Origin of the sequence: Actinophytocola sp., assembly GCF_035634895.1 — a bacterium.
GTDB lineage: Bacteria > Actinomycetota > Actinomycetes > Mycobacteriales > Pseudonocardiaceae > Actinophytocola.
Genome location: NZ_DASQCC010000138.1, coordinates 1 through 24,118 on the forward strand (window position 1 = coordinate 1; position 24,118 = coordinate 24,118).

Sequence of the window (24,118 nt, forward strand, 5' to 3'; positions counted from 1 at the left end):
CCACCCGAGGCCCAACAAGGACCAGGCCAGAACCGGCCCACCCACGCACCCCGTTACCAAGCCAGACCCCACCCCCACCCGAGGCCCCACCCCGGGCGCCCCGGCCCCGGCCACCCAGGAACCCGAGCCAACCGGGCACCCGAGCCAAACAGAAACCTACCGCCGAGGCCCCTTCTTCCCCTTCTTCTGCGCATCCCGCTCCGCGGCCCGACGCTCCCGCCGCGACCCAGCCCCACCCGCAGCAGCACCACCGCCGCCACCACGCTGGCCGTTACCCCGCGACTCCACACCGCCATCCTCAGCCGGACCGCTGTACGTGAGCCGCTGCGGACCCTGCTGCTGAGGAGGCCCGCCGAGCCCCTTGCGCAACGCCGGCGGAATACGGTCCTCGGCCGCCGCGGCCTGCGCCCGCTGTGCCGCCTGGGCGGCCTCGGCCGCCTGCGCCGCGCGTTGGGCGCGCGCCACGCGGTCCGCCGACGGTGGGGACGCCGCGTCCGACGGCTCTGCTTCCGGCTGCTCGACCCGGAAGTTGAAGAGGATGGTGACGCACTCCTCCTTCAGACCGTCCAGCATCGTGGCGAACATGTCGAAGCCCTCGCGCTGGTACTCGATCAGCGGGTCGCGTTGTGCGAGTGCCCGCATGCCGATGCCCTGCTTGAGGTAGTCCATCTCGTACAGGTGCTCGCGCCACTTGCGGTCCAGGACCGACAGCATGACCTGGCGCTCCAGCTGCCGCATGGCGCCCTCGCCGGCCTTGCTGTCGAGCTCGACCTCGCGTTCGCGGTACGCGCGGCGGGCGTCCTCGACGATGACCTCCTCCAGGTGCTCCCCGGTGAGGTCCGTGCCCTCCGCCTCCATCGAGTCGACCAGGTCGTCCCACTTCAGGGACACGGGGTACAGCGACTTCAGCGCGGTCCACAGCTTGTCGTGGTCCCAGTCCTCCGAGTAGCCGCCCTCGGTCTCCGCGCGGACGTAGGCCGCCACCACGTCGACGATCATGTTCTCGACCTGGTCCTGGAGGTTCTCGCCCTTCAGCACCCGGCTCCGCTCGCCGTAGATGACCTTGCGCTGACGGTTCATGACCTCGTCGTACTTCAGTACGTCCTTGCGGATCTCGAAGTTCTGCTGCTCGACCTGGGTCTGCGCGCTCTTGATCGCCCTGGTGACCATCTTCGCCTCTATCGGCTGGTCGTCCGGGACGCGCATGGTCACCATCACGCGCTCGACGAACGCGGCGTTGAACCGGCGCATCAGCTCGTCGTTCAGCGACAGGTAGAACCGCGACTCGCCCGGGTCGCCCTGACGGCCGGAGCGGCCACGCAGCTGGTTGTCGATGCGCCGTGACTCGTGCCGCTCGGTGCCCAGCACGTACAGGCCGCCGGCCTCGCGGACCTCCTCGGCCTCCGCCCGGACGTCCTCCTTCGCCTTCTCCAGCTCCGTCGGCAGCGCGGCGATCCACTCCTCCGGCGTCTCCACCGGGTCGAGGCCGCGCTCCCGCAGCCGCCGCTCCGAGATGTGCTCCGGGTTGCCGCCGAGCACGATGTCGGTACCACGACCGGCCATGTTCGTCGCGACCGTGACCGCGCCCTTGTGGCCGGCCTCGGCGACGATCGCCGACTCCTTCTCGTGGTGCTTCGCGTTCAGCACGTTGTGCGGGATGCGCCGCTTGACCAGCAGCTTCGACAGGTACTCGGACCGCTCCACCGACGTGGTGCCGACCAGCACCGGCTGCCCGTTCTCGAACCGCTCGGCGATGTCGTCGGCGACCGCCTCGAACTTCGCCTCCTCGTTCTTGTAGATGAGGTCGGAGCGGTCGAGCCGGACCATCGGCCGGTTCGTCGGGATCGGCACCACACCGAGCTTGTAGGTGTTCTGGAACTCCGCGGCCTCGGTCTCGGCCGTACCGGTCATGCCGGACAGCTTGCTGTAGAGGCGGAAGTAGTTCTGGAGGGTGATCGTGGCGAGCGTCTGGTTCTCCGCCTTGATCTCCACCTTCTCCTTGGCCTCGATGGCCTGGTGCATGCCCTCGTTGTAGCGGCGGCCGGCCAGGATGCGGCCGGTGAACTCGTCGACGATCAGGACCTCGCCGTTGCGGACGATGTAGTCCTTGTCGCGCTTGAACAGCTCCTTGGCCTTCAGCGCGTTGTTCAGGTAGCCGACGAGCGGGGTGTTGGCCGCCTCGTACAGGTTCTCGACGCCGAGCTGGTCCTCGATGAACTCCACGCCCTGCTCGGTGACGCCCACGGTGCGCTTGCGCTCGTCGACCTCGTAGTGCGTGTCCTTCTTCATCATCGGCGCCATGCGCGCGAACTCGGTGTACCAGCGCGACGACTGGTCGGCCGGGCCGGAGATGATCAGCGGCGTGCGGGCCTCGTCGATGAGGATCGAGTCCACCTCGTCGACGATGGCGAAGTTGTGGCCGCGCTGGACCATGTCGTCCAGGCTCCACGCCATGTTGTCGCGCAGGTAGTCGAAGCCGAACTCGTTGTTGGTGCCGTAGGTGATGTCCGCGCGGTAGGCCTGGCGGCGCTGCTCCGGCGTCATCTCCGACAGGATCGCGCCGACCTCGAGACCGAGGAACCGGTGGATGCGGCCCATCCACTCCGCGTCGCGCTTGGCCAGGTAGTCGTTGACCGTGACCACGTGCACGCCGTTGCCGGAGATGGCGTTCAGGTAGGCCGGCAGCACCGCGGTCAGCGTCTTGCCCTCACCGGTGCGCATCTCGGACACCTTGCCGAGGTGGAGGGCGGCGCCACCCATGATCTGGACGTCGAAGTGCCGCTGGCCGAGGACCCGCTTGGCGGCCTCCCTGGTCACGGCGAACGCCTCCGGCAGCAGGTCGCCGAGCGCGTCCTCGTCGGTCTCGTCCTCCGGCAGGTCCGTGTCGCGGGTCTCCTCGTACCGCTTCCTGAACTCGTCGGTCTTGGCGCGTAGCTGGGCGTCGGTCAGGTCGACGACCGTGTCCTCCAGCTCGTTGACCTCGTCGACGATCCGCTTCAGATGCTTGAGCGTCTTGCCCTCGCCCGCTCGCAGTATCCGGGACAGCACCATCAGGTCAACCTCGCTAGCTGGATCGTCGCGCACCGGTATGAGGGAGTGGACTCCCCCTTCGCACACCATCGTAGGCCGTCCTGGATGGCGACCGCCTCTGCCTTGGCCCCTCCTGTGGATAACTGATGCGGTTGTGGATAACTGGGACATGCGAAAGCCCCCGAGCTGGCGACCCGGGAGCTTTTCGCGGTTCAGCGGACGTGTCGGCGGTCTCGGTCAGACCAGCCTGATCACGCCGTAGTCGAATCCCCTTCTGCGGTACACGACGCTGGGACTCCCGCAGTCCGCGTCGTGGAAGAGGTAGAAGTCGTGCCCGACCAGTTCCATCTGGTAGAGGGCCTGGTCGACGGTCATGGGGTTGGACGTGTGTTCCTTCTCCCTGACGATCCGGCCCGGGAGGTTCTCGTCGTCGGCGCTCTCCCAGCGCTGTGCCGGCACCTCGGGGAGGTCGAACGGCTGCTCGGTCTCGGTTCGCGCGGGTAGCACCGCGGTCTGCGCACGCCCGTTGGTGGCGGGCGGCGTGGCGAGCTGTGTGGCGGCGGAGGCGGTCGCTTCCGCGACGGAGGTCTGTCCTCTGCGCCCGTAGTGGACGCGACGGCGGTCATGCAGACGGCGGAGTCGGTTCTCCAGCTTGGTGACGGCTGCGTCGAGGGCGGCGTAGAAGTCGCCGGCGCAGGCCTCCGCGCGAACGGCGGGGCCTCTGCCCTTACCGGTGATCTCGACACGCTGGCAGTTCTTCGACTGCCGGCGGTTGGGCTCGTGGAACAGTTCCACGTCGAAACGGATTACCTTGCGGTCGTAGCGTTCGAGCCTGGTGAGCTTCTCCTCGACGTGCACTCGGTAGTGATCGGGCACCTCGACGTTGCGGCCTTTAACGACGATGTCCATACACAACCTCCCTCGCCAGCAGCGAGATAGTGGGTGAGCAAGGCGCCGGCTTCTGGCTTCGTGGACCGCCAGAATCATGCTGAGGGGACTCCCCGCCTCAGGTCTCGTCCGGCGCCAGGGGCATGGCTACTCGCCTCCTCCCTGGGAAAATGGGAAAGCTGATGCCGAGACGTTATCTCGGGTTGTGCCTGCGCAAAAGCCCCCGCGACGGGCGAACTTGGCGTTAACACCAGGGTTACGGAGCGCAACGCGACTCCTGTCGCCGCGCGCCGGCCCGGCCCGCCGGGGCTCGTGTCGCGCTGGGAGAGCGGGACCAGGCAAAGTGACCCTTCGATGATCTCGGTTCAACTTCCCTGCCATAACTGTCCAACGATCTTGACCTGTTCCGAGTTCCCCGCGGAAGTTCACCCGGTCGGGGGTATGAACCACTTCCCACACGCTGAAACGGACTTTCCGTGCCGCCTCGCAGGCTCCGTGCCACGAGGACTGTCGGTGGTCTCGTGCACAATACGACCATGCGTTCGATACTGGATCTCGTCGTGCCGAGCTACTGCGCGGGCTGTGACCTGCCGGGCACTCGCTGGTGCGCCGACTGCGCCGGCTCGCTCGGCGTCCTCCCGGTGAGCAGGCCGGGCCTGGCCGACGCCTACGCGCTGGCCGGGTACGCCGGGTCGGCCCGGCGGGCTTTGTTGGCCTACAAGGAAAAGGGGCGGCATGAGCTGGCCGCGGTGCTGGGCGGGGCGCTGGCCGTCGCCCTGCCAACGGTTCGGGCCGGACCGTTCGTGCTGGTCCCGGCGCCCTCGCGACCGTCCGCTGCCCGGGCACGGTACGGGCAGCACATGGTGGCGGTGGCGCGTGCCTGTGTCGCGGCGCTGGTGAGGGCGGGCTCGACGGCGTCCGTGGCGCCGGTGCTGCGGTTGTCCGGGCGGGCGCGGGACTCCGTCGGGCTCGACGCAGCGGCCCGCGTGGCGAACCTGCGCGGGCGTCTTCGGTGTGTCGGTCGACCACCGGCGGCGGCCGTCGTGCTGGACGACGTGATCACTACCGGTGCCACGGCCACCGCCTGCGTGGCCGCCTTACGGGAGGCAGGAACGAAGAGCGTTCACGTACTGGCTTTCGCCGCCACCGCGTGAGTGGTCAGCCCGGGTAGAACGGGATGGCGGTGGCGCCCTGGCCGTTTCGCACCTGGCGCCAGATCTGGCCGACGCCGGGAGTCTCCAGGACCCCGGCGTTGTCGGCCACCACCACGTTGCGTTCCGGGGCCGCCGTCACCGCGCGCATCGGGAACTGGAGGTTGCTCGAGTCGTAGGCGACCAGCGTCAGGCCGTCCACCGACACCTGTGCCACCGGTAGCTCCGGCTGCGCGGTGACGACCACGAGGTTGTGCTGGTTCAGCCAGTCGGCGCCGACCGCGTTGTTGATCATGCGCTGTTGGAGTGCCCGCGGGCTGGCCAGGCCGACCGAGTCCTTGTCGCGGACCACGGCGGCCACCACGAGCTTGCCGTTGGTCATGACCATGGCGGCTCGGGTGCCGTCGCGGGAGAGCCGGAACTCGCGGATGGGGCCGAAGTCCTTCATCGTCGACGCGTTGACCTCCACCGGGGTCCACACGCCGGAGCCGGAACGCACGATGCGGACGACGTTGCCGTCCTCGACGGTCCACACCTCGTTCGAGTCCTGGCCCTCGACGGTGGACGCGCGCCACGTCGGTCTCGTGATCGTCGTCGCGTCCGGTTTGACCTCCTGCAGGGACTCGCCGTAGCGGCCCACGCGGAGCTGGAGCTTGTCGCCGACCCTGGTCACGACGGCCAGCTGTCCGCCGTCCAGGGACTGGGCCGCGTTGACGACGTCGTAGCCGCCGTTGCCGGCCGGGCCGGGGACGGGCTTGCCGTCCTGCAGCTGGAACAGGCGGCCGCCGGAGCTGACCAGTCCCAGCTGGTCCGGGCTGGGCTTGGTCAGCGCGTCGTACTGCTTGATGTCCGCGGGGCGCCAGTCGCCGTGGCCCTGGATGAGGTCCTGACCGTCGCCCTTGATGCGCAGGCGGCTGTAGGTCACGTCGCGCAGGGTCAGGACGATCTGGGCGGCGATCAGCTCGCGTTGCTCCTCGGTCTTGTCGCCGAGGGGGACCAGGTCGACCACCAGCGTGCCGTCGGCGTCCTCGACGGCGTTGGTTCTGGTGGTCGCGCCCTGGAGCGGTGAGGTGAGCGACCGGCGCATCGCGTCCGACGGCCCGGCCAGCAGCGCGGCGATCACGCGGCCGGCCAGCCCCTCCTCGGGCTTCGCGGCCACGTAGCGCTGGTCGGGCACGCTGATGCGCAGGTCCGGGTCGAAGAAGTACACACTGACCGGCCGGTAGGCGGCGTTGAAGTCGGCCAGCGGCACGTACACGCCCTGCGGCGGCTCGTCGATGCGCCACTGCCCCTTCTCACGCACCACGCCGACGCGGAACTGGTTCTCGCCGATCATGGGGACGAAGGCGTTGTCGGCGCCGAGGCGGCCGAGCAGGGTCACCCGGAGCATGACGGTGACGTGGGTGCTCGGGTCCTCGCCGGTCTCCACCTGGTCGCCGTCCGGGTTCGGCACGGTGCCGAACGTGTTGTCGATGATCGTCGGCTTGACCTCGCTGGCCCAGGCGGCCTGGCCCTTCTTCGTCAGGTACTGCCTGGCCGCGTCGGGGTTGCCGGACCGCCGGACGAACTCGCGCACGAGGTCGAAGGCGTTGAGGTTGGCCGTCGGCGGCTGCTCGGCGGGCTCGCTGGTCGTGCCCTGCTGCTGGTCGCGCACGGCGTGCGGCGTGGACTCCTCGGGGATGTTCGCGCAGCCCGCGGTGCCCACCAGCGCGAGGACGCACAGCAGCGCGCCGAGCCCGCGGCGCCTCATCGGGCCTCCTCCCAGACGGGAGCCGGGGGTTCGAGCTCGGGTTCGGCGTCCTCGCCGCTCGCGACGGTCACGCGCATGGCGTCGGCCTCGGTGAGCGGTTCGACGTCGGCCGCCACCTCCGTGGGCACCTTGGCGTCCGGCGGCGGCAGCGGCAGCGGGTTCTCGGTGTACTCGACGTCCTGGTGGCGCGGCAGCGTCAGCCGGAAGCACGCGCCCTTGCCCGGCTCGCCCCAGGCGTCGAGGCCGCCGCCGTGCAGGCGGGCGTCCTCGAGGCTGATCGCCAGGCCGAGGCCGGTGCCGCCGGTGTGCCGGTTGCGGGACGGGTCGGCGCGCCAGAAGCGGTTGAACACCAGCTCCGGCTCGCCCATGCGCAGCCCGACGCCGTAGTCCCGGACGGTGACCGCGAGCGCGTACTCGTCGGCGGCCATGCGCAGCCGCACGGGGTGGCCGTCGCCGTGGTCGACCGCGTTGGCCAGCAGGTTGCGCAGGATCCGCTCGATCCGGCGGGAGTCGACCTCCGCGCCGGTCTCCTCGTCGGGCAGGTCGAGGATGATCTCGGTGCCCGCGTTGCGGGCGATGGTGGCGACCGTCTGCGCGGCGCGGACCGCGATGGGCCGCACGTCGGTGTACTCGGCCGTCAGCTCCTCGACACCGGCGTCCAGCCTGCTGATCTCCAGGAGGTCGCCGAGCAGCGACTCGAACCGGTCCAGCTCGTCGACCAGCAGCTCGGAGGACCGCGCGAGGCCCGGCGGGAACTGCTCGCGGGACGCGTGCAGCACGTCCGCGGCCATCCGCACGGTGGTCAGCGGCGTGCGCAGCTCGTGGGAGACGTCCGAGGTGAACCGGCGTTGCAGCCCGCCGAACTCCTCGAGCTGGCGGATCTGTCTCTCGATGCTCTCGGCCATCTTGTTGTACGACTGGGCGAGCCGCGCGACGTCGTCCTCGCCGACGACGACCATCCGCTCGTCCAGGTCACCGTTCGCGAACCGCTCCGCGGCCTGCGCGGCGCTGCGGACCGGCCGCACGACCTGCCGCGTCACGAGGTTCGCGATGCCGGCGAGCAGCAACAGCAGCACGAGGCCGCCGACGAGCAGCGTGCTCTGCACGACCGCGATCGTCGACTGCTCGGCGGTCAGCGGGTACAGCATGTACAGCTCCATCTGCTGCTGCTGTCCCGGCCCGAACGGCGCGCCGACGATGAGGAACGTGGTGCGGCCCGACGGGCGGTCGACCGTGTGGATCTGCACGGCGAGCTGGCCGTTCTCCACGAAGTGGCGCATGCTCTCCGGCACGTCGCCGTACGGCCCGACGCTGACCATCTCGCCCGGCGACTGGAACGGCTGCGGGCTCGCGAGCACGGGCTCGAACGTGCCCGCCGACGAGCTCACCGTGCCGGTGTTCGGCGTCGAGCTGGTCAGCTTGTTCAGCGCCTGCTGGAGCCGGTAGCGCACGGGGTCGGTCGACCGGTTGAGTCCCTGCAGCTCACGCTGCGCCACCGCGACCGAGTCCCGCGTGGCCGCGATGGCCGCCTCCTCCTTGGTCTCGAGGAGGCGGTCGGTGATCTGGTTCTGCAGCACCATGCCCAGCACGAACACCACGGCGGAGGACAGGGCGAGCGTGCTGACCACGACCCGCACCTGCAACGAGCGCCGCCACAGCTCGCCGAAGCGAACCGCGTGCTGGCGCCCGAACGCGACCGCGCGGGCGCCGTAGCGGGCGACCGCGCGGAGGTACCGCTTCACGCCGGCTCCTCACCCGCTCCGTCGCGCCGGAGCGCTCCGCTCCACCGGCGTCCTCCGCAGGCTCGGTGCCGGCGTGAACACCGATGACGACTCGCTACGCAAGCTCCGTTCATGGGGCTCGTCCGATCACGGCGGGCCAGCCTTGTAGCCGACACCGCGCACCGTCAACACCACCTCGGGGTGCTCCGGGTCGGTCTCGACCTTGGACCGCAGTCGCTGCACGTGGACGTTGACCAGTCGGGTGTCGGCGGCGTGCCGGTAGCCCCACACCTGCTCGAGCAGCACCTCGCGGGTGAACACCTGGCGCGGCTTGCGGGCCAGGGCCACCAGCAGGTCGAACTCGAGCGGCGTCAGCTGGATGGCCACGCCGTCGCGGGTGACCTCGTGGCCGGGCACGTCGATCGTGAGGTCGCCGATGGACAGCATCTCGGCCGGCTCGGAGTCGGTCCGGCGCAGCCTGGCACGGACCCGCGCGACCAGCTCCTTGGGCTTGAACGGCTTGACGACGTAGTCATCCGCGCCGGACTCGAGGCCCAGCACTATGTCGACGGTGTCGCTCTTCGCCGTGAGCATGACGATGGGCACGCCGGACTCGGCGCGGATCGCCTTGCACACGTCGATCCCGTTGATACCGGGCAACATCAGGTCGAGCAGGACCAGGTCTGGCCTGAGCTCGCGGAGCGCGGGCAACGCCCGGTTGCCTTCTGCCACCACCGCGGTGTCGAAACCTTCGCCCCGCAGCACGATGGTCAGCATCTCGGCGAGAGCCGGGTCGTCGTCCACTACCAGCACACGTGCCTTCATGGTTACATCGTCGCACTTCGTGAGGGCTCATTCGTGCGGGACCCGGCCGGTTCATCCGGATACCGCAATCAGAGTGATTTTTTGTAACGCTTCAGCCAGCGTCGGCAATCTATCTGATGAAGTCGTGAACCTTACTCGGGGGAGGGCACGGATGGGGATCAGAAGGCTCAACCATGCGGTGCTGAACGTACGCGACGTGACACGCAGCGTGCAGTTCTACACCGATGTGCTGGGTTTTCGGGTCGTGCAGCGCCGGCAGAACGCGGCCTTCCTGCGTGCCACCGAGTCCGACAACGACCATGACCTCGGACTGTTCCAGGCGCGCGGGTCCGGCGCCGAACGACCTTCCGGGGTCGGGCTGTACCACCTGGCCTGGTCGGTCGGCACCCTCCCTGAGCTGGCGGACTTCGCCCAGCGGCTGGCGGTCGCCGACGCCCTGGTCGGGTCCTCCGATCACGGGGTGTCGAAGTCGCTGTACGGCAAGGACCCGGACGGGTTGGAGTTCGAGATCTCGTGGTTCGTCCCCCGCGACCGCGTGACCGAGGAGATGTCCACACCCACCATCGGCCGCCTGGACATCGCCGCGGAAATCCTCCGCTGGGGCGCCGACCTGGCGGGCGCGCCGTAGAACGCGGCTATTCCGCCAGTTTCTTGGCCAGTTCGGCGGCGTCCGGTGCGGTCGTGCCGTCGACCACGTGCCAAGGGGACAGCCAGTCCTTCTCGGCGAGGCCGTCGTACACCGCCGCCACGCGTGCCTGGAGGGCGTCGTCGGACTCCCAGGTGTCGCGGCCACGGTCGGTCTCGGTCATGGCGCGGTGGGTCGAGCGTTCGGCCGCGACCGAGGGCGGGACACGCAGCAGCAGCTGGACATCGGGCGCCGGCACCGCGAACCGCGCCAGCTCCAGTGCCCGCACCCACGCCACGAACTCCCCGCCGGCGTCCTGGTGCAGCCGGGCCGCGCCGAACGCCGCGTTGGACGACACGTACCGGTCGAACAGCACGTAGTCGTGGGTGTCGAGCGCCGCGCGGACGTCCGGCACGGCGGCGCGGCGGTCGAGCGCGTACAGCATGGCCATGCCGTAGACCTCGTCGCCGAACGGGCCGAGCCTGCCGTGCAGGCCGTCCTGGATGAGGTCGGCGTACACCGACATCCCGTAGCGGGGGCACGCCATCCGCGCCACCCGGCCGTCCAGCGCCCGCTCCAGGGCGTCCGCCAGCGTCCGCTTGCCGGCGCCGTCGATGCCCTCGATCGCGATCAGTCGTCCCACGCCGGGCACCCTATGCGAACGGGACGTGCCACCACGGACTGGTCCGATCGGCCGTCAGCAGGCGGTGCGGGCCGAGGACCGACGCGTACAGGTGCCCGTAGCTCTCCTCGTCGAAACGGATCACCCGGCCGAGTGCGTAGCCGGCGCTGTAGTCGGCCCAGGACGAGTAGTGCTGCCGGCACAGTTCCCCCGCGCGCAGCACGATCCGCTCGGCGCTGCCGTAGTCGCAGAACCGGCCGCCGTGACCCCAGCGCGCCATGTTGACCGCGCGGCCGAGGTCGTAGCCGAACACGCTGGTCACGATCCCGTCGTGCGGCAGGAGGCCGTCCGTGCGGAAGCGGGACTCGTAGCGGGTGACCACGCCGGCCAGCTCGACCAGCTCGTCGACCTCGGCGGCTCGCCTTCGCTGCCAGCGGGCCCACCTCGCCACCGCGTTCTGCCACGTGACCAGGTCGTAGTGGCCCTGCTGGCGCAGCAGCGTGCGGCGGACGTCGAGCACGGCGTCCACCTCGGGGCCCACGTTCTGGCCGGCCAGCAGGTAGTCGACCTGGCGGGACCAGTCCTCGGCGGTCTCCACGCCCCAGCCCTCGGCCAGGCTGTCCCGGTCCTCCCGGTGGTCGCGCGCGGGGTCGTCCAGGGTGTTCCACGCCCTCGAGACGTGCACGGGGATGTGCGCGCCGCACGCCAAACCGTGTGCCAGCGGACCGAAGAACGGGCCGTCCGGGGCGCTGACCACCCCTTCCACGTGATCACAGACCACCACGTCGGCGGAGTGTAGCCACGTGCAACGACGGACGTGGTCGAGTCCGTCCTGTCGGCATGAGACTCGTACTCGTCGCCCTGCTGCTGGTCCTCGCCGCCTGTGGCCAGCGTCCGGGCGCCGCGCCCGCGCCGGACCCGTTGCGCGGCAGGACTTTCCTCGCGACCGGGGTCACCGACGACGGCAGCCCCCGGGCGATGACGCTGTCGATCGAGTTCACCGGCGACGGGCGGCTGATCGCCCGCGCCAGCTGCAACATGATGCAGGGCGACGTGGACACGTCCGGCGGCAGGCTGGTGTTCGAGGGCGGGTTGGCGACGACCGACATGGGCTGTGACCAGGAGCGGCACGCTGAGGACGCGTTCGTCGCGCGGGTGCTGGGCGGGGAGCCGACGTGGAAGCTGGCCGGTGACACGCTGACGATCACGTCGGGCAGGAACAGGTTCGACCTGGCGCCGCGGGAGGCCGTCGAGCCGGACCGCGACCTGGTCGGGACGACGTGGGAGCTGGACACGCTGGTCGACGGCCAGGTCGCGTCGAGCATGCCGGCCGGCGCGCGGCCGGTGACGCTCGTGTTCGACGGAAAGACCGTCGTCGCGGACACGCACTGCAACGGCGTCCGCGGGGACTACACGATCGACGGCGACACGATCAATGTCGAGCTGGGTCCCATGACCAGGATGGCGTGCGCGCCTGAGATCATGCAGGGTGAGAACGCGGTGGTCGGCGTGCTGTCGGGCAAGGTGTCCTTCGAGGTCACGGCCGACCGCCTGACGCTCACCCACCCGTCCGGCAAGGGGATCCAGCTGCATGCCAAGTGAGCTTCCCGAGGTGGAGTTCGCCGACCAGGCCTCGTTCGCGGCCTGGTTGGCCGAGCACGCCGACACGCCGGGCGTCTGGCTCCGGATCGCCAAGAAGGGCACCGGCATCACGTCCGTCGACCACGACCAGGCACTGGAGGAGGCGCTGCGGCACGGGTGGATCGACGGCACCGCCCGCCGCGTCGACGACGAGTGGTTCGTGCAGAAGTTCACGCCACGCACGCGCCGGTCGCGGTGGTCCCGGATCAACCGCGACTCCGCGGAGCGGCTGATCGCCGAGGGCCGGATGTTCCCGCGCGGCCTGCGTGAGGTGGCGGCGGCCAGGGCCGACGGCCGTTGGGACGCGGCCTACGTGGGCCCGGCGAGGTCCACGGTGCCGGCCGACCTGGCCGCCGCCCTCGCGGCGTCGCCGTCCGCCGAGGCCTTCTTCGGGACGCTGACCAGCCAGAACCGCTACGCCATCCTGTACCGGGTCGAGGAGGCCAAGCGCCAGGAGACCCGCGCCCGGCGCATCGAGAAGTTCGTCGCGATGCTGGAACGCGGCGAAACCCTGCATTAGTGACCTCACGTTTGTCGAAGCCCCAGCGTCTTCCCGGTGTGATCGTGAAACCGTTCGAACGGGTGGTGGCCGAGTACGGGCCGATGGTGCTGCGGGTCTGCCGCGCCGTCGTCGGCCCGGTCGACGCCGAGGACGCCTGGTCCGAGACGTTCCTGGCCGCGTTGAAGGCGTACCCGGCGCTGCCGGCCGACGCGAACGTCGAGGCGTGGCTGGTCACGATCGCGCACCGCAAGGCGATCGACGTCACCCGCGTGCGCGGGCGGACACCGGTCCCCGTCGACGAGCTGCCGGAGCGGGAGAGCACCGGGACCGCGCCGGCCGGCGACGTGTGGGACGCGGTGGCCCGGCTGCCGGACAGGCAGCGGACCGCCATCGCCTACCACTACCTGGGCGGGCTGCCGTACGCCGAGATCGCGCTGATCACCGGTGGCACGGCGGACGCCGCCAGGCGCGCGGCGGCGGACGGGGTCAAGTCCCTGCGGGCCGCGACGAAGAGGGAGGAAGCAGGATCATGACGACCGAAGAGCTGTTCCCGGCGTCCGAGACCGACCCCGAGACCACCGGCCGGCTGCACGAACGGCTGGTCACCGCCGCCGCGCGGGAGGGACTGCTGGACGTGGCCTACCGCACACTGGACACCCCGGTCGGCACGCTGCTGCTGGCGGCGACCGAGCAGGGGCTGGTGCGTGTCGCGTACGACCGTGAGGACCACGACGCGGTGCTGTCGAGGCTGGCCGAGCTGGTGAGCCCCCGGGTCCTGCGGGCCCCGGCACGGCTGGACCCGGCGGCACGGCAGCTGGCGGAGTACTTCGCCGGCGGGCGGCGGCTGTTCGAGCTGCCCCTGGACTTCCGGCTGGCGCGCGGGTTCCGGTTGGCCGTGCTGGCCCACCTGCCGGCGATCGGGTACGGGCACACGGAGAGCTACGCGCAGGTCGCGGCGGCCGCGGGGAGTCCACGTGCGGTGCGCGCGGTCGGCACGGCGTGTGCGACCAACCCGCTGCCGGTGGTGGTGCCCTGCCACCGGGTGGTGCGGTCCGACGGGTCCTACGGCGGGTACGTGGGCGGCGAGGACGCCAAGCGCACGCTGCTGACGTTGGAGGCGGCGTGAACAGGTGGGAGAAGCGGGTGGCCGCGGCCGACTGGGCCGCGGTGACCGCGGAGGTGGACGAGTACGGCTGTGCGCTGCTGCCGCCACTGCTGACCGCGGCCGAGTGCGCGAGGTTGGCCGCCCTGTGGGACGAGCCGGCGCACTTCCGCGCGACGGTGAACCTGCGGCGGCACCGCTTCGGCGACAACGGCGACTACCACTACTTCGCGGCGCCGTTCCCGGAGCCGGTCCAGGCGTTGCGGGAGGCGCTGTACCCGAGGCTGCTGCCGATCGCGCGGGACTGGGCGGCACGGCTCGGCCGGGATCCCGAATGGCCGTCCACTTTGGACGAGTGGCTGACCGTCTGCCACGAGGCGGGCCAGACGCGGCCGACGCCGATCCTGCTGCGCTACGAGGCGGGCGGCTGGAACGCACTGCACCGGGATCTGTACGGGGACAAGGTGTTCCCGCTGCAGGTGGTGATCAACCTGAACGCACCGGGGGTGGACCACACGGGTGGCGAGTTCCTGCTGGTAGAGCAGCGGCCGCGGGCGCAGTCACGGGCTACGGCGACGCTCGTCCCGCAGGGGAACGGGCTGGTGTTCACGACGCGGGACCGCCCGGTTCGGTCGGCCCGCGGGTGGTCGGCGTCGCCGGTGCGGCACGGGGTGTCCACGGTCCGTTCGGGGCGGCGGCACACGCTCGGCCTGGTCTTCCACGACGCGACATGACGTACACGCTGGTCGGGCCGGACGGGGTGCCGTTCGAGAGCGCCTCGCCCGGAACGCTCGGCGGGCATCGGCGCGGCCGGCTCTACGGCCGGCTGGACTGCCCGTCGGCGCTGCGGGCGATCGCCGGCGGCGGGTACGTCCGGCACCGGGTGTTCTTCGCGGACGAGGCCACGGCCGTCGCCGCGGGGTACCGGCCGTGCGCGGTGTGCCTGCCGGAGCGGTACCGGGCATGGCGAGAGGCCGGCCCTCGTGACTCGGGGGCCGGCCTCTGCACGAAACCGCAACTCGGTGTGTCCGAACGCGAGACTCGCGGTGTTTGAACGCGGGACTCGCGGTCAGTAGCGGTAGTGGTCGGCCTTGTACGGGCCCTCGACGTCCACGTCGATGTACTCGGCCTGTTCCTTGGTCAGCTTCGTGAGCTCGCCGCCCAGTGCCTGCAGGTGGATGCGGGCGACCTTCTCGTCGAGCTTCTTCGGGAGGCGGTAGACCTCCTTGTCGTACTCCTCTTTCTTGGTGAACAGCTCGATCTGCGCGATCACCTGGTTGGAGAAGGAGTTCGACATCACGAACGACGGGTGGCCGGTCGCGTTGCCCAGGTTCATCAGGCGGCCCTCGGACAGCACGATGATCGAGTGCCCGTCCGGGAACACCCACTCGTCGACCTGCGGCTTGATGTTGATCCGCCGCACGCCCGGGTAGCGCGCCAGGCCGGCCATGTCGAGCTCGTTGTCGAAGTGGCCCACGTTGCCCAGGATCGCCTGGTGCTTCATCTTGGCCATGTGCTCGGCCATGACGACGTTCTTGTTGCCGGTCGTCGTGATGACGATGTCGGCCTTGTCGAGCACGTTCTCCAGGCGCTGCACGTCGTACCCGTCCATCGCCGCCTGCAGGCCGCAGATCGGGTCGATCTCGGTGACGATCACCCGGGCGCCCTGGCCACGCAGCGACTCCGCGGAGCCCTTGCCGACGTCGCCGTAGCCGCAGACCACCGCGACCTTGCCGCCGATCAGGACGTCGGTGCCGCGGTTGATGCCGTCCACCAGCGAGTGGCGGATGCCGTAGCGGTTGTCGAACTTCGACTTGGTCACCGAGTCGTTGACGTTGATCGCCGGGAACAGCAGCTCACCGGCCGCCGCCAGCTGGTACAGGCGCAGGACACCGGTGGTGGTCTCCTCCGTCACGCCCATGATCTCCTGGCCGGTACGGGTCCACTTCTGCTTGTCGGCCTCGAGCGAGCTGCGCAGCGTCTCGAGGATGATCTTCCACTCGTCCGCGTCGTCGTCCTCGGGCTGCGGCACGACGCCCGCGGCCTCGTACTGCGTGCCCTTGTGCACGAGCAGGGTCGCGTCGCCACCGTCGTCGAGGAGCATGTTCGGCAGGGCACCGCCCGGCCAGGTGAGCATCTTCTCGGTGCACCACCAGTACTCCTCGAGCGTCTCGCCCTTCCACGCGAACACCGGGACGCCCTTGGGCTCCTCCGGCGTGCCGTGCGGACCGACGACCACCGCCGCCGCGGCGTGGTCCTGGGTCGAGAAGATGTTGCAGGACGCCCACCGCACCTCGGCGCCCAGCGACACGAGCGTCTCGATGAGCACGGCGGTCTGCACCGTCATGTGCAGCGAGCCGGAGACCCGCGCCCCGCGCAGGGGGTAGACCTCCGCGTACTCGCGGCGGAAGGCCATCAGGCCCGGCATCTCGTGCTCGGCGAGACGAATCTCCTTGCGCCCGAACTCGGCCAGCGACAGATCCGCCACCGCGAAGTCCAGGTCACCCGCCTGCCGGAAATACCGGGTGAGCGTGTCGCCCTGGGTGTTTACTGCGGTCATCCCGTACGTCCTCCAAACTCCATTGCCTCCAGAACACTACCGTTGCCCCCAGTCACCCGACTTGAGTGCCCATCGAGCCCGAGGAGGAAGGCCTGTTGTACCCGCCGGGGCCCGACACCCGAGTGGTCGAGCTACGCGTGCACGGTGTCATGGGCACCCGGCCGGAGACGCTGGTCTCGGCCGTCGCCACGGTCGACGTGGCGGGCGACGGCCTCGGCCGGATCGTCCAGCCGGCCGACCGGCTGCTGCGGCCGGCACCCGGGCCGATGCTGCGCGCGGAGGGTCAGTCCATCCCGAGGACCGTCGAGGGCTACTCGTGGAGCGGCATGACCTCCGGCGGCGCGGTGAAGGCGGCCTGGGCACTGCTGTTCCCGTTCTCGCTGGTCAACGTGGCGCACTGGATGCTACCGCCGATCCCCAGCGGGCACCGGCCGGCGGAGCTGCTCGGGCTCGCGGCCCGCACCCTGCTACGGCTCGCGGCGGTGTTGCTCACCGTGTTGCTCGTCACTCAGGCGGCGGTCGTCAGCCTGGACCTGCTCGCGGCGCGGTGCCTGGCGCCCGGGTCGCCGTGCCTCGCGAGCGTGGTGCCGGACTGGCTGCGCTCGACGTACCTGGTCCGGCCGGCGATCGGGCTCGTTCCGGTGCTGCTGACGATCTACGTGCTGCACCGGATCTCGTGCGTCGCGTGGGAGGTGGACGGCGAGACGAACCCGCCGCCGACGCCGCCGAACCGGCGCGTGCAGCTGCCCGGCACGAACCTGGTCGCCGACCCGGACACGCCGACGCTGCGGGCACTGCACCTGGTGGCGGCGCTCGCGACCGTGGCGTTGCTGCCGCTGGGCGGCCCGTTCGCGATCCCGGCGACGCCGGTGCCGGCGGCACTGTGGACGCTGGCGTTGATCCTGCTGGTCGTGGCGCTGTTCGGGGTGCTGATGCTGGACGACCCGCGCGGCGCGGCGCCGGTGCGGGCCGGGGCGTGGCTGCGGGCGGCGCTCGGGCCGTGGTCGCGGCGGGTGCTGTTCGCGGTCGGCGGGGTGCTGGTCGCGGCCTCGGCGGCGAGCCAGGACCCGCTGCGGCTGACCGGCACGGAGACCACGGTCGAGGCGGTGGCGGCCGTGCTGATCGTGGTGGTCGTGCTGTTCGCCCTGTTGCTGGTGCCGGCGGCGCTGATCGCGCGGCGGGAGTGGCGCGGACGGCCGCGGGAGCTGCGGCCGTGGGCGGGCGGCTGGATGGCCGCGCCGGTCGTCGCGGTGGGGGCGCTGCTCGGCGGCGGCTTCGGCGCCGGGCTCGGGTTCGTGGTGCGGCAGCTGCTCGGCGTCGACTGGCTGCCGCCGGGGTACGGGCCGGTGACGATGCTGTGGGGCGCGGGGGCCGTGCTCGGGCTGGTGGTCGCGGTCCTCGCGGTGCCGGTCGCGTGGTTCCGGCTGCGGCGGACGTCGTCGGCGGAGGCGGTGCTGATCGGCTCGCCCGTGCGGGAGTGGCGGCTGGCCTCGTGGCAGCGGCGGCACGTGCACCACGTCGTGCAGGCGGGTGCCGGGGTGCTGTCGGCGGGTGCGGCGGTGGCACTGTACTTCCGGTTCGCCGGGACGCCGGAGGTGCTGCGGCCGCTGTCCGGTGTGGGGGTGTTCGCGCTCGGTTTCCTGGCGGGCGCGTTGCTGCGGGCGGTGTACAACGCGGCGCGGGCGCCGTCGTCGGCGCGGCAGCTGGGGGTGCTGGCGGACCTGGCGTGCTTCTGGCCGCGGGAGGCGCATCCGATCGTGCCGCCGTGCTACGCGGTGAAGGTGGCGCCCGAGCTGGCGGCACGGACGGTGACGCACCTGCGGGACCCTGGGACGCGTGTGGTTCTGGTGGGTGAGAGCCACGGGAGCCTGCTGGTGGCCGTCGCGGCGGCACGGCTGCTGAACTCGCTGAACGAGCCGGAGCGCAGGCGGATCGGGATCGTGACGGTGGGGTCGCAGTTGCAGTGGGCGTACACGCGGGCCTTCCCGGCTGTGCTGCCGTTCTCGGCGATGGGGACGCTGGCGGGCGAGCTGGGGACGCGGTGGCGGTCGTTGTGCCGTGGGACGGACCCGCTCGGCGGCGCGGTGACGACGTGGCGGCGGCAGGTGTTCGAGGGTGCGCTGCTGGGCATGGGGTTGCGGGCGGACGGGACGGCGGGGCCGCTGGCGTCGGCGTCGCGGGGGCCGTCGGGGGCGTTGGTGCTGGGGCTGGACCACTGGCTGCCGGATCCGCCACACGGGCCGTTCGCGGGCCGGCGGTGGACGCCCGGCCTGCAGCGGCACGGGAACTACACGGCGGACCCGGAGTGGGACCGCGCGGTGGCGATGGCGGCAGGCCTCGATCCGGCCGAGCCGCCGACGCTGTTCCAGCTGCCGCACTGAGCCGCCGGTGTTGCCGCGCCACCACTGGACAAGGGGCTCAGAAGGCCGGCCGGAGCAGCGCGGTCGCCGTCGACAGGTGGCCGGACTGGGCCAGCAGGCCCGCGGGGCCGAGGCGGCCTTCGCGGTCGACGGTCACGCGGGCGTTGCGCAGCACCGGACCCAGGTCCGCACGGAGGGACTTCTCCAGGCCCGCCAACGAGTCCGCGTGGCGGAAGACGCCGCCGGACAGAACCAGCACGGTCGCGCCCTTCGGGCCGAGCTGGCCGACCATGCGTAGGTGGCGGCGGATCGCCAGGGTCGCCGCGAGCCGGGCTATGCGCAGGTCCGCCTCCCGTTCCTCGTCGGTCGCCGGGAGGAACTCGACGTTCTCGTTGCGGTGGGCGGCTTTCGCCGTCAGGTCCGAGTCGGGCGGCAGGAGACGTTCGGTGATCGCCTCCGCCACCACGCCCGGGGCGCTCACGCGCATGCCGATGTCGCCCTCGACCGTTCTGCGGTCCGGCGGGAGGGCCACCGTGCGCGCCGGCGAGTCGTCCACCGTGGACACTGCCGAGTACACGTCTGTGGTCGCGCCGCCCACGTCCACCACCAGGACCGCGCCTTCCTCCTGTGCGGCAAGGGTCGCCACGCCGGACAGGACGGCGTCCGGCGTCACCGCGCTGACCAGGTCACGGAAACGGCGGCCGCGGGACAGGCCCTTGCCGCCGATCACGTGCGCCAGGAACACCTTCCGGATCGCGGCGCGGGCCGGTTCCGGCGCCAGCTCGCCGACGTCCGGCAGCACGTTGTCCGTGGCCACGACCGTCCGGCCGGCCAGCAGGCCGAGTGCCTCGTCCCGGGCCGCCCTGTTGCCGGCCAGCACGACCGGTACCGCGATCCTGGCCCGCGCGAGGCAGGACGCGTTGTGCAGCAACACCTTCTCGTCGCCGCCGTCCGTGCCGCCGACCAGCAGGACGACGTCCGGCCGCGCCGCGCGCACGGCGTACACATTGGACAGTGGGCCGGCCGAGACGTGTACGACCTTCGCGCCGGCGGACAGCGCCACGCGGTGACCGGCCTCCGCGCTCACGAGCCTTTCCTGGCCCACCACGGCCAGCCGGAGGCCACCGCCCGCGGACGAGCAGGCCAGCGTCCCGGTGGCGGTGGGCAGCGCGGCGGTCACGGCCGCGATGCCGTCCATCACCTCTGGCGGGGTGGTCCGGTGCTGTGCGACACCGGCGAGCGTGCCGTCCGGCGCGACCACCGCGCCCTTCGTCCAGGTGGAGCCGACGTCAAGACACAGGAACATGCTTGCCCAGCACCGAGTTCCGCCGGCCGTAGCTGAAGTACACGACGATGCCGATCAGCATCCACACGAAGAACCGCACCCACGTCAGGATGGTCAGGTTCAGCATCAGCCACACACACGCGACGATGGCCAGGGTGCCGATCAGCGGCAGCGCCGGCACGCGGAACGAGCGCTCCAGGTCCGGCCGGGAGCGCCGCAGCATCATCACGCCGGCCGACACCAGGATGAACGCGAACAGCGTGCCCACGTTCACCATCTCCTCCAGCTTGCCGGCCGGGAAGAACGTCGCCGCGGCCGCGACCAGGCCGCCGACCAGGATCGTCGCGCGGACCGGGGTGCCCTGCTCGCCCGTGCGGGACAGGCCGCGCGGCAGCAGGCCGTCGCGGGACATGGCGAACAGCACGCGGATCTGGCCCAGCATCAGCACCATCACGACGGTCGTCAGGCCGGCCAGCGCGCCGATCGAGATCACGTTCGCCGCCCAGTCCACATTGTTCAGCTCGAACGCCGTGGCGAGCGTCTTGTGCTCGCCGCTGTCGCTCGAGGCGAGCTTCTTGTAGCTCACCATGCCCGTCAGCACGAACGAGACCGCCACGTACAGGATGGTGACGATCACCAGCGAGCCGATGATGCCGCGCGGCACGGCGCGCTTCGGGTCGCGGGTCTCCTCCGCGGTCGTCGCGACGACGTCGAAGCCGATGAACGCGAAGAACACCAGCGAGGCGCCGGCAAGCAGGCCGAAGACGCCGAACGCGGAGCTGGCGCCGCCGGCCAGCCAGGAGAACACGGTCTGGTCCACGCCCGTGGACGCCGCGCCGGCGCCGGTCTCACCCGGCGGGATGAACGGGCTGTAGTTCGCCGCCTTGATGAACGAGAGACCGAAGAAGATCACGAACAGCACGATCACGACCTTGATGCCCGTGATCACCATGCTGACCCGCGACGACAGCTTCGTGCCGACCGCCAGCAGCACGGTCAGCACGGTGACCAGCAACAGCGCGCCCCAGTTGACGGTCAGGCCCCCGAGGGCGAACGTGGTCTTGACGCCGTCACCGAAGATGTAGGCCAGCACGGTCTGCAGGTACTCGGACCACCCGGTCGACACCGCGGCCGAGCCGACGGCGAACTCGAGCACCAGGTCCCACCCGATGATCCAGGCGACGAACTCGCCGAACGTCGCGTAGGAGAAGGTGTACGCGCTCCCGGCGACCGGCACCGTGGACGCGAACTCGGCGTAGCACAGCGCGGCCAGCCCACACGCGATCGCCGCGAACACGAACGACAGCGACACCGACGGCCCGGCGAGGTCCCCGGCGGTCCGCGCGGTGAGCGTGAAGATCCCGGCCCCGATGACGACCGCGACACCGAAGACCGTCAGGTCCCACGCACTCAGGTTCTTCCGCAACCGCGAACCCGGCTCGTCGGTGTCCTTGATCGACTGCTCGACTGACTTGGTACGCCACAACGCACTTCCCGACACGACGCCCTCCGTTCCCCGATCATCCCGCCCGATGACGATAACCCCAACAAGCACCCAAGGTGCTGCCGAACAAACCCCCCACGACTCCCGCGCCCAAACCCCGCGAGTCCCGCGCCCAAACACACCGAGTCCCGCGTTCGGACATACCGAACTGTGGGTTCGTGCAGATCATGACCGGGACGTGTGCACGAAACCGCAACTCGGTGTGCGTGGACACGCGACTCGGTGTGCGCGAACGCGGGACTCGCGATCTGCATGAACACGCGACTCGGGGTGGGTGGGCGCGGGACTCGCGAGGGGTTAGGTCTTGGCTGGGGTGCGGTCCAGGTCGGGTTCTAGGTAGATCAGGCGGGCGGTGGGGATTGCCTCGCGGAGGCGGGCCTCGGCGGCGTCGATCTCGGTGGCCACGTCCGACAGGGAGAGGCCCGGTGCCATGGCGATCTTGGCCGCCACCAGGAGCTCGTCGGGGCCGATGTACTGGGTGCGGATGTGGATCAGGCGTTGTACGCGGCCCTCGACCAGTACCTTCCTGATCGTGTCCAGCTCGGTCGGGGTGGCGCCCTCGCCGATGAGGAGGCTCTTCATCTCGATGATGAGGATGATCGCGATCACGCCCAGCAGCGCGCCGATCATGAGCGTGCCGACGGCATCCCACATCGGGTCGTCCGTGACGACCGACAGGCCGACGCCGAAGAGGGCGAACACCAGGCCGAGCAACGCTCCCGTGTCCTCCAGCAGCACGACCGGCAGCTCGGGGGTCCTGGACTGGCGGATGAAGCCCCACCAGGTGACGTTCCCCTTGATCTTGCGGGACTCGACCATCGCGGTGAAGAAGCTGTAGCCCTCCAGCCCGATCGCGACCACCAGGATGAGGACGGCGACGAGCGGGGAGGTCAGGGGCTCGGGGTGCTGCAGCTTGTGGATGCCCTCGTAGATCGCGAACGCGGACCCCAGCGAGAACAGCATCAGCGCCACGATGAACGAGTAGAAGTACCGGTCGCGGCCGTAGCCGAACGGGTGCTCCTCGGTGGCCTTGCGGCGCGAGGTCCGCTGGCCGAGCAGCAGCAGGGCCTGGTTGGACGTGTCCGCCACCGAGTGCACGGCCTCGGCGAGCATCGACGACGCGCCGGTGATCGCGAACCCGACGAACTTCGCCACCGCGATCCCCGCGTTCGCCGCCAACGCCGCGAGAATCGCCCTCGTCCCGCCGCCTGCGCTCACAGAGCCCACTCCCCTTCAAACCCGTGTCGCTTTTGTCGCGGTGTGCAGCCTAGATCAGTCTGGCCAGCCACTGCCGCGTGCCTTCGCCAGGCCGAACGACGCAGGAATGCCCGTCACGGCGGCGGTCATGCCTCCTCAGGGCAGCCGGCCGGGGGTGGCCGCGAAGGCCCGGGCCGCCGCACCCGCCGGCGCCACGACCACGTCCGGGTCGCTCGCCGGGATCCACACCGACTGGCCCCGGGTCAGCGTCCGGTCCCCGACGGACAGCGCGCCGTCGATCGCCATCAGGATGCGTGGGGCGCCGCCGGGCAGCGTCACCGGCCCGCGCGACCCGTCCATCCACTCCAGACGGGACAGCTCGAACTCCGGCGCCGCCGTCCGGTACACGTACCGGGCACCCTCGGGCGTACCGGTGGTGACGGCCATGTCGCCGTAGCTGAAGTCCAGTACCCGCAACAACTCCGGCACGTCCACGTGCTTGGGCGTGAACCCGCAGCGCAGCACGTTGTCCGAGTTGGCCAGCACCTCGACACCCTCGCCCCTCAGGTAGGCGTGCAGGTTGCCGGCGGGCAGGAAGATCGCCTCGCCCGGCGCCAGCACCAGCCGGTTGAGCAGCGTCGCCGCCAGCACGCCCGCGTCGCCGGGGTAACTCTCGCCCAGCTCCAGGATCGTCCGGCACTCCAGCTCGAACGGCCCGTGCTCCTTGACGTGCACCACGCACTCGTCGAGCAGCTCAGGCACGAGCGCGTCGATCTTCGGCTGCGGCAGCGTGATCCACGTGGTGAACAGCGCCCGCAGGCCCGCGTGGTTGGGCTCGGCGCCGAGCAGGTGGACGTACGGCGCCAGCCCGGGCGTGGCGACCGCCTGCAGCAGCTCGACCGTCTTGTGCGGCTCGCGGAACCCGGCCAGCGCGTGGAACTCCGTCAACGCGCACAGCAGCTCCGGCTTGGGCGTCGGGTCCGGGTAGTTCCGGTTCGACGCGTCCCGGGGGATCCCGCGGGCCTCCTCGCGCGCGTACCCCTCCGCCGCCTGCGACGCCGACGGGTGGGCCTGCAGGCTCAGCGGCTCCTCCGCGGCCAGCACCTTGAGCAGGAACGGCAACCGCCCCTGCCAGCGGGAGACGACCGGCACGCCGAGCTGACCGTCGGGATCGGCGGCCAGGACGTCGACCAGCGACTCACCGGCGACCCGCGACGGGTCGCCGGGATGCGCGCCCAGCCACAGCTCCGCCTCCGGGTGCGGTGCGGGCACCGGCTTGCCGAGCAGCCCGGCGATGGCCGTCCGGGAGCCCCACGCGTAGTGCCGGACCGGGTTGTCAAGCAGCTCCAAGAGGG

At 70.9% G+C, this 24,118-nt stretch carries 21 protein-coding genes; 9 read left to right on the plus strand and 12 right to left on the minus strand.

The window, feature by feature from the left end:
* Window positions 1-156: 156 nt before the first annotated feature.
* The gene (secA, locus tag VET29_RS19620; RefSeq protein ID WP_324922427.1) at window positions 157-3,051 is read right to left on the minus strand and encodes a preprotein translocase subunit SecA; all 2,895 of its coding nucleotides are present in this window, start codon (window positions 3,049-3,051) and stop codon (window positions 157-159) included.
* A gap of 216 nt (window positions 3,052-3,267) precedes the next feature.
* Window positions 3,268-3,939: a ribosome hibernation-promoting factor, HPF/YfiA family gene (gene hpf, locus VET29_RS19625; protein ID WP_324922430.1), complete on the minus strand. Its 672-nt coding sequence runs from the start codon at window positions 3,937-3,939 to the stop codon at window positions 3,268-3,270.
* 515 nt (window positions 3,940-4,454) lie between these two features.
* On the opposite strand from hpf, the gene VET29_RS19630 reads away from it, so the two are divergent.
* The gene (locus tag VET29_RS19630) at window positions 4,455-5,072 is read left to right on the plus strand and encodes a ComF family protein (RefSeq protein ID WP_324922432.1); all 618 of its coding nucleotides are present in this window, start codon (window positions 4,455-4,457) and stop codon (window positions 5,070-5,072) included.
* 4 nt (window positions 5,073-5,076) lie between these two features.
* Here the strand turns inward: VET29_RS19630 and VET29_RS19635 are convergent, their stop codons facing one another.
* From VET29_RS19635 to mtrA, 3 genes are all read right to left on the minus strand, one after another.
* A complete protein-coding gene (locus tag VET29_RS19635; RefSeq protein ID WP_324922434.1) occupies window positions 5,077-6,819 on the minus strand; it encodes an LpqB family beta-propeller domain-containing protein in 1,743 nt (580 codons plus the stop codon).
* A complete protein-coding gene (gene mtrB, locus VET29_RS19640; RefSeq protein WP_324922436.1) occupies window positions 6,816-8,561 on the minus strand; it encodes an MtrAB system histidine kinase MtrB in 1,746 nt (581 codons plus the stop codon). Before mtrB ends, VET29_RS19635 begins: the two co-directional genes overlap by 4 nt.
* A 126-nt stretch (window positions 8,562-8,687) precedes the next feature.
* Window positions 8,688-9,365: an MtrAB system response regulator MtrA gene (mtrA, locus tag VET29_RS19645; protein ID WP_075123969.1), complete on the minus strand. Its 678-nt coding sequence runs from the start codon at window positions 9,363-9,365 to the stop codon at window positions 8,688-8,690.
* Window positions 9,366-9,516: 151 nt separating this feature from the next.
* On the opposite strand from mtrA, the gene VET29_RS19650 reads away from it, so the two are divergent.
* On the plus strand, window positions 9,517-9,993 hold the full coding sequence (locus VET29_RS19650) for a VOC family protein (protein ID WP_324922441.1): 477 nt from the start codon (window positions 9,517-9,519) through the stop codon (window positions 9,991-9,993).
* A 7-nt stretch (window positions 9,994-10,000) separates the two neighbouring features.
* Here the strand turns inward: VET29_RS19650 and VET29_RS19655 are convergent, their stop codons facing one another.
* Together VET29_RS19655 and VET29_RS19660 are read right to left on the minus strand one after the other, a co-directional pair.
* A complete protein-coding gene (locus VET29_RS19655) occupies window positions 10,001-10,633 on the minus strand; it encodes a dTMP kinase (protein WP_324922443.1) in 633 nt (210 codons plus the stop codon).
* Between the two features lie 10 nt (window positions 10,634-10,643).
* Window positions 10,644-11,396 carry a DUF1266 domain-containing protein gene (locus VET29_RS19660; protein WP_324922445.1) on the minus strand — a complete coding sequence of 251 codons (753 nt, stop codon included), beginning with the start codon at window positions 11,394-11,396 and terminating at the stop codon, window positions 10,644-10,646.
* A 56-nt stretch (window positions 11,397-11,452) separates the two neighbouring features.
* Between VET29_RS19660 and VET29_RS19665 the strand changes: the two genes are divergently transcribed.
* Genes VET29_RS19665 through VET29_RS19690 form a run of 6 tightly spaced genes read left to right on the plus strand, consistent with a single transcriptional unit; the run spans window position 11,453 to window position 14,911 of the window.
* On the plus strand, window positions 11,453-12,214 hold the full coding sequence (locus tag VET29_RS19665) for an META domain-containing protein (protein WP_324922447.1): 762 nt from the start codon (window positions 11,453-11,455) through the stop codon (window positions 12,212-12,214).
* Window positions 12,204-12,773, plus strand: a complete 570-nt coding sequence (locus tag VET29_RS19670; protein WP_324922449.1) for a YdeI/OmpD-associated family protein — start codon at window positions 12,204-12,206, stop codon at window positions 12,771-12,773. The genes VET29_RS19665 and VET29_RS19670 overlap by 11 nt, the downstream gene beginning before the upstream one ends.
* Window positions 12,774-12,811: 38 nt before the next feature.
* Window positions 12,812-13,288, plus strand: coding sequence for a sigma-70 family RNA polymerase sigma factor (locus tag VET29_RS19675; protein ID WP_324922451.1), 477 nt, complete (start codon window positions 12,812-12,814; stop codon window positions 13,286-13,288).
* Entirely contained in the window at window positions 13,285-13,881 is a 597-nt protein-coding gene (locus VET29_RS19680; RefSeq protein ID WP_324922454.1) for a methylated-DNA--[protein]-cysteine S-methyltransferase, read from the plus strand. Before VET29_RS19675 ends, VET29_RS19680 begins: the two co-directional genes overlap by 4 nt.
* The gene (locus tag VET29_RS19685) at window positions 13,878-14,591 is read left to right on the plus strand and encodes a 2OG-Fe(II) oxygenase (RefSeq protein WP_324922456.1); all 714 of its coding nucleotides are present in this window, start codon (window positions 13,878-13,880) and stop codon (window positions 14,589-14,591) included. The genes VET29_RS19680 and VET29_RS19685 overlap by 4 nt, the downstream gene beginning before the upstream one ends.
* Window positions 14,588-14,911 carry an Ada metal-binding domain-containing protein gene (locus VET29_RS19690; RefSeq protein WP_324922458.1) on the plus strand — a complete coding sequence of 108 codons (324 nt, stop codon included), beginning with the start codon at window positions 14,588-14,590 and terminating at the stop codon, window positions 14,909-14,911. The genes VET29_RS19685 and VET29_RS19690 overlap by 4 nt, the downstream gene beginning before the upstream one ends.
* A 15-nt stretch (window positions 14,912-14,926) precedes the next feature.
* Here VET29_RS19690 and ahcY read toward each other — a convergent pair whose 3' ends face one another.
* Complete coding sequence (gene ahcY / locus VET29_RS19695) at window positions 14,927-16,417, minus strand: adenosylhomocysteinase (RefSeq protein ID WP_324922460.1); 1,491 nt, start codon at window positions 16,415-16,417, stop codon at window positions 14,927-14,929.
* A 65-nt stretch (window positions 16,418-16,482) separates the two neighbouring features.
* Between ahcY and VET29_RS19700 the strand changes: the two genes are divergently transcribed.
* Window positions 16,483-18,798 (plus strand): hypothetical protein, encoded by a 2,316-nt coding sequence (locus tag VET29_RS19700; protein WP_324922462.1) that lies wholly within the window; start codon window positions 16,483-16,485, stop codon window positions 18,796-18,798.
* A 37-nt stretch (window positions 18,799-18,835) separates the two neighbouring features.
* Here VET29_RS19700 and VET29_RS19705 read toward each other — a convergent pair whose 3' ends face one another.
* The 4 genes from VET29_RS19705 to manA form a co-directional block, all read right to left on the minus strand.
* A complete protein-coding gene (locus VET29_RS19705) occupies window positions 18,836-20,083 on the minus strand; it encodes a glutamate mutase L (RefSeq protein WP_324922464.1) in 1,248 nt (415 codons plus the stop codon).
* Window positions 20,067-21,563, minus strand: coding sequence for an amino acid permease (locus VET29_RS19710; RefSeq protein WP_324922466.1), 1,497 nt, complete (start codon window positions 21,561-21,563; stop codon window positions 20,067-20,069). Before VET29_RS19710 ends, VET29_RS19705 begins: the two co-directional genes overlap by 17 nt.
* A 300-nt stretch (window positions 21,564-21,863) precedes the next feature.
* Window positions 21,864-22,784, minus strand: coding sequence for a cation diffusion facilitator family transporter (locus tag VET29_RS19715; RefSeq protein WP_324922468.1), 921 nt, complete (start codon window positions 22,782-22,784; stop codon window positions 21,864-21,866).
* A gap of 135 nt (window positions 22,785-22,919) precedes the next feature.
* Window positions 22,920-24,113 carry a mannose-6-phosphate isomerase, class I gene (manA, locus tag VET29_RS19720; protein ID WP_324922470.1) on the minus strand — a complete coding sequence of 398 codons (1,194 nt, stop codon included), beginning with the start codon at window positions 24,111-24,113 and terminating at the stop codon, window positions 22,920-22,922.
* Window positions 24,114-24,118: the final 5 nt, after the last annotated feature.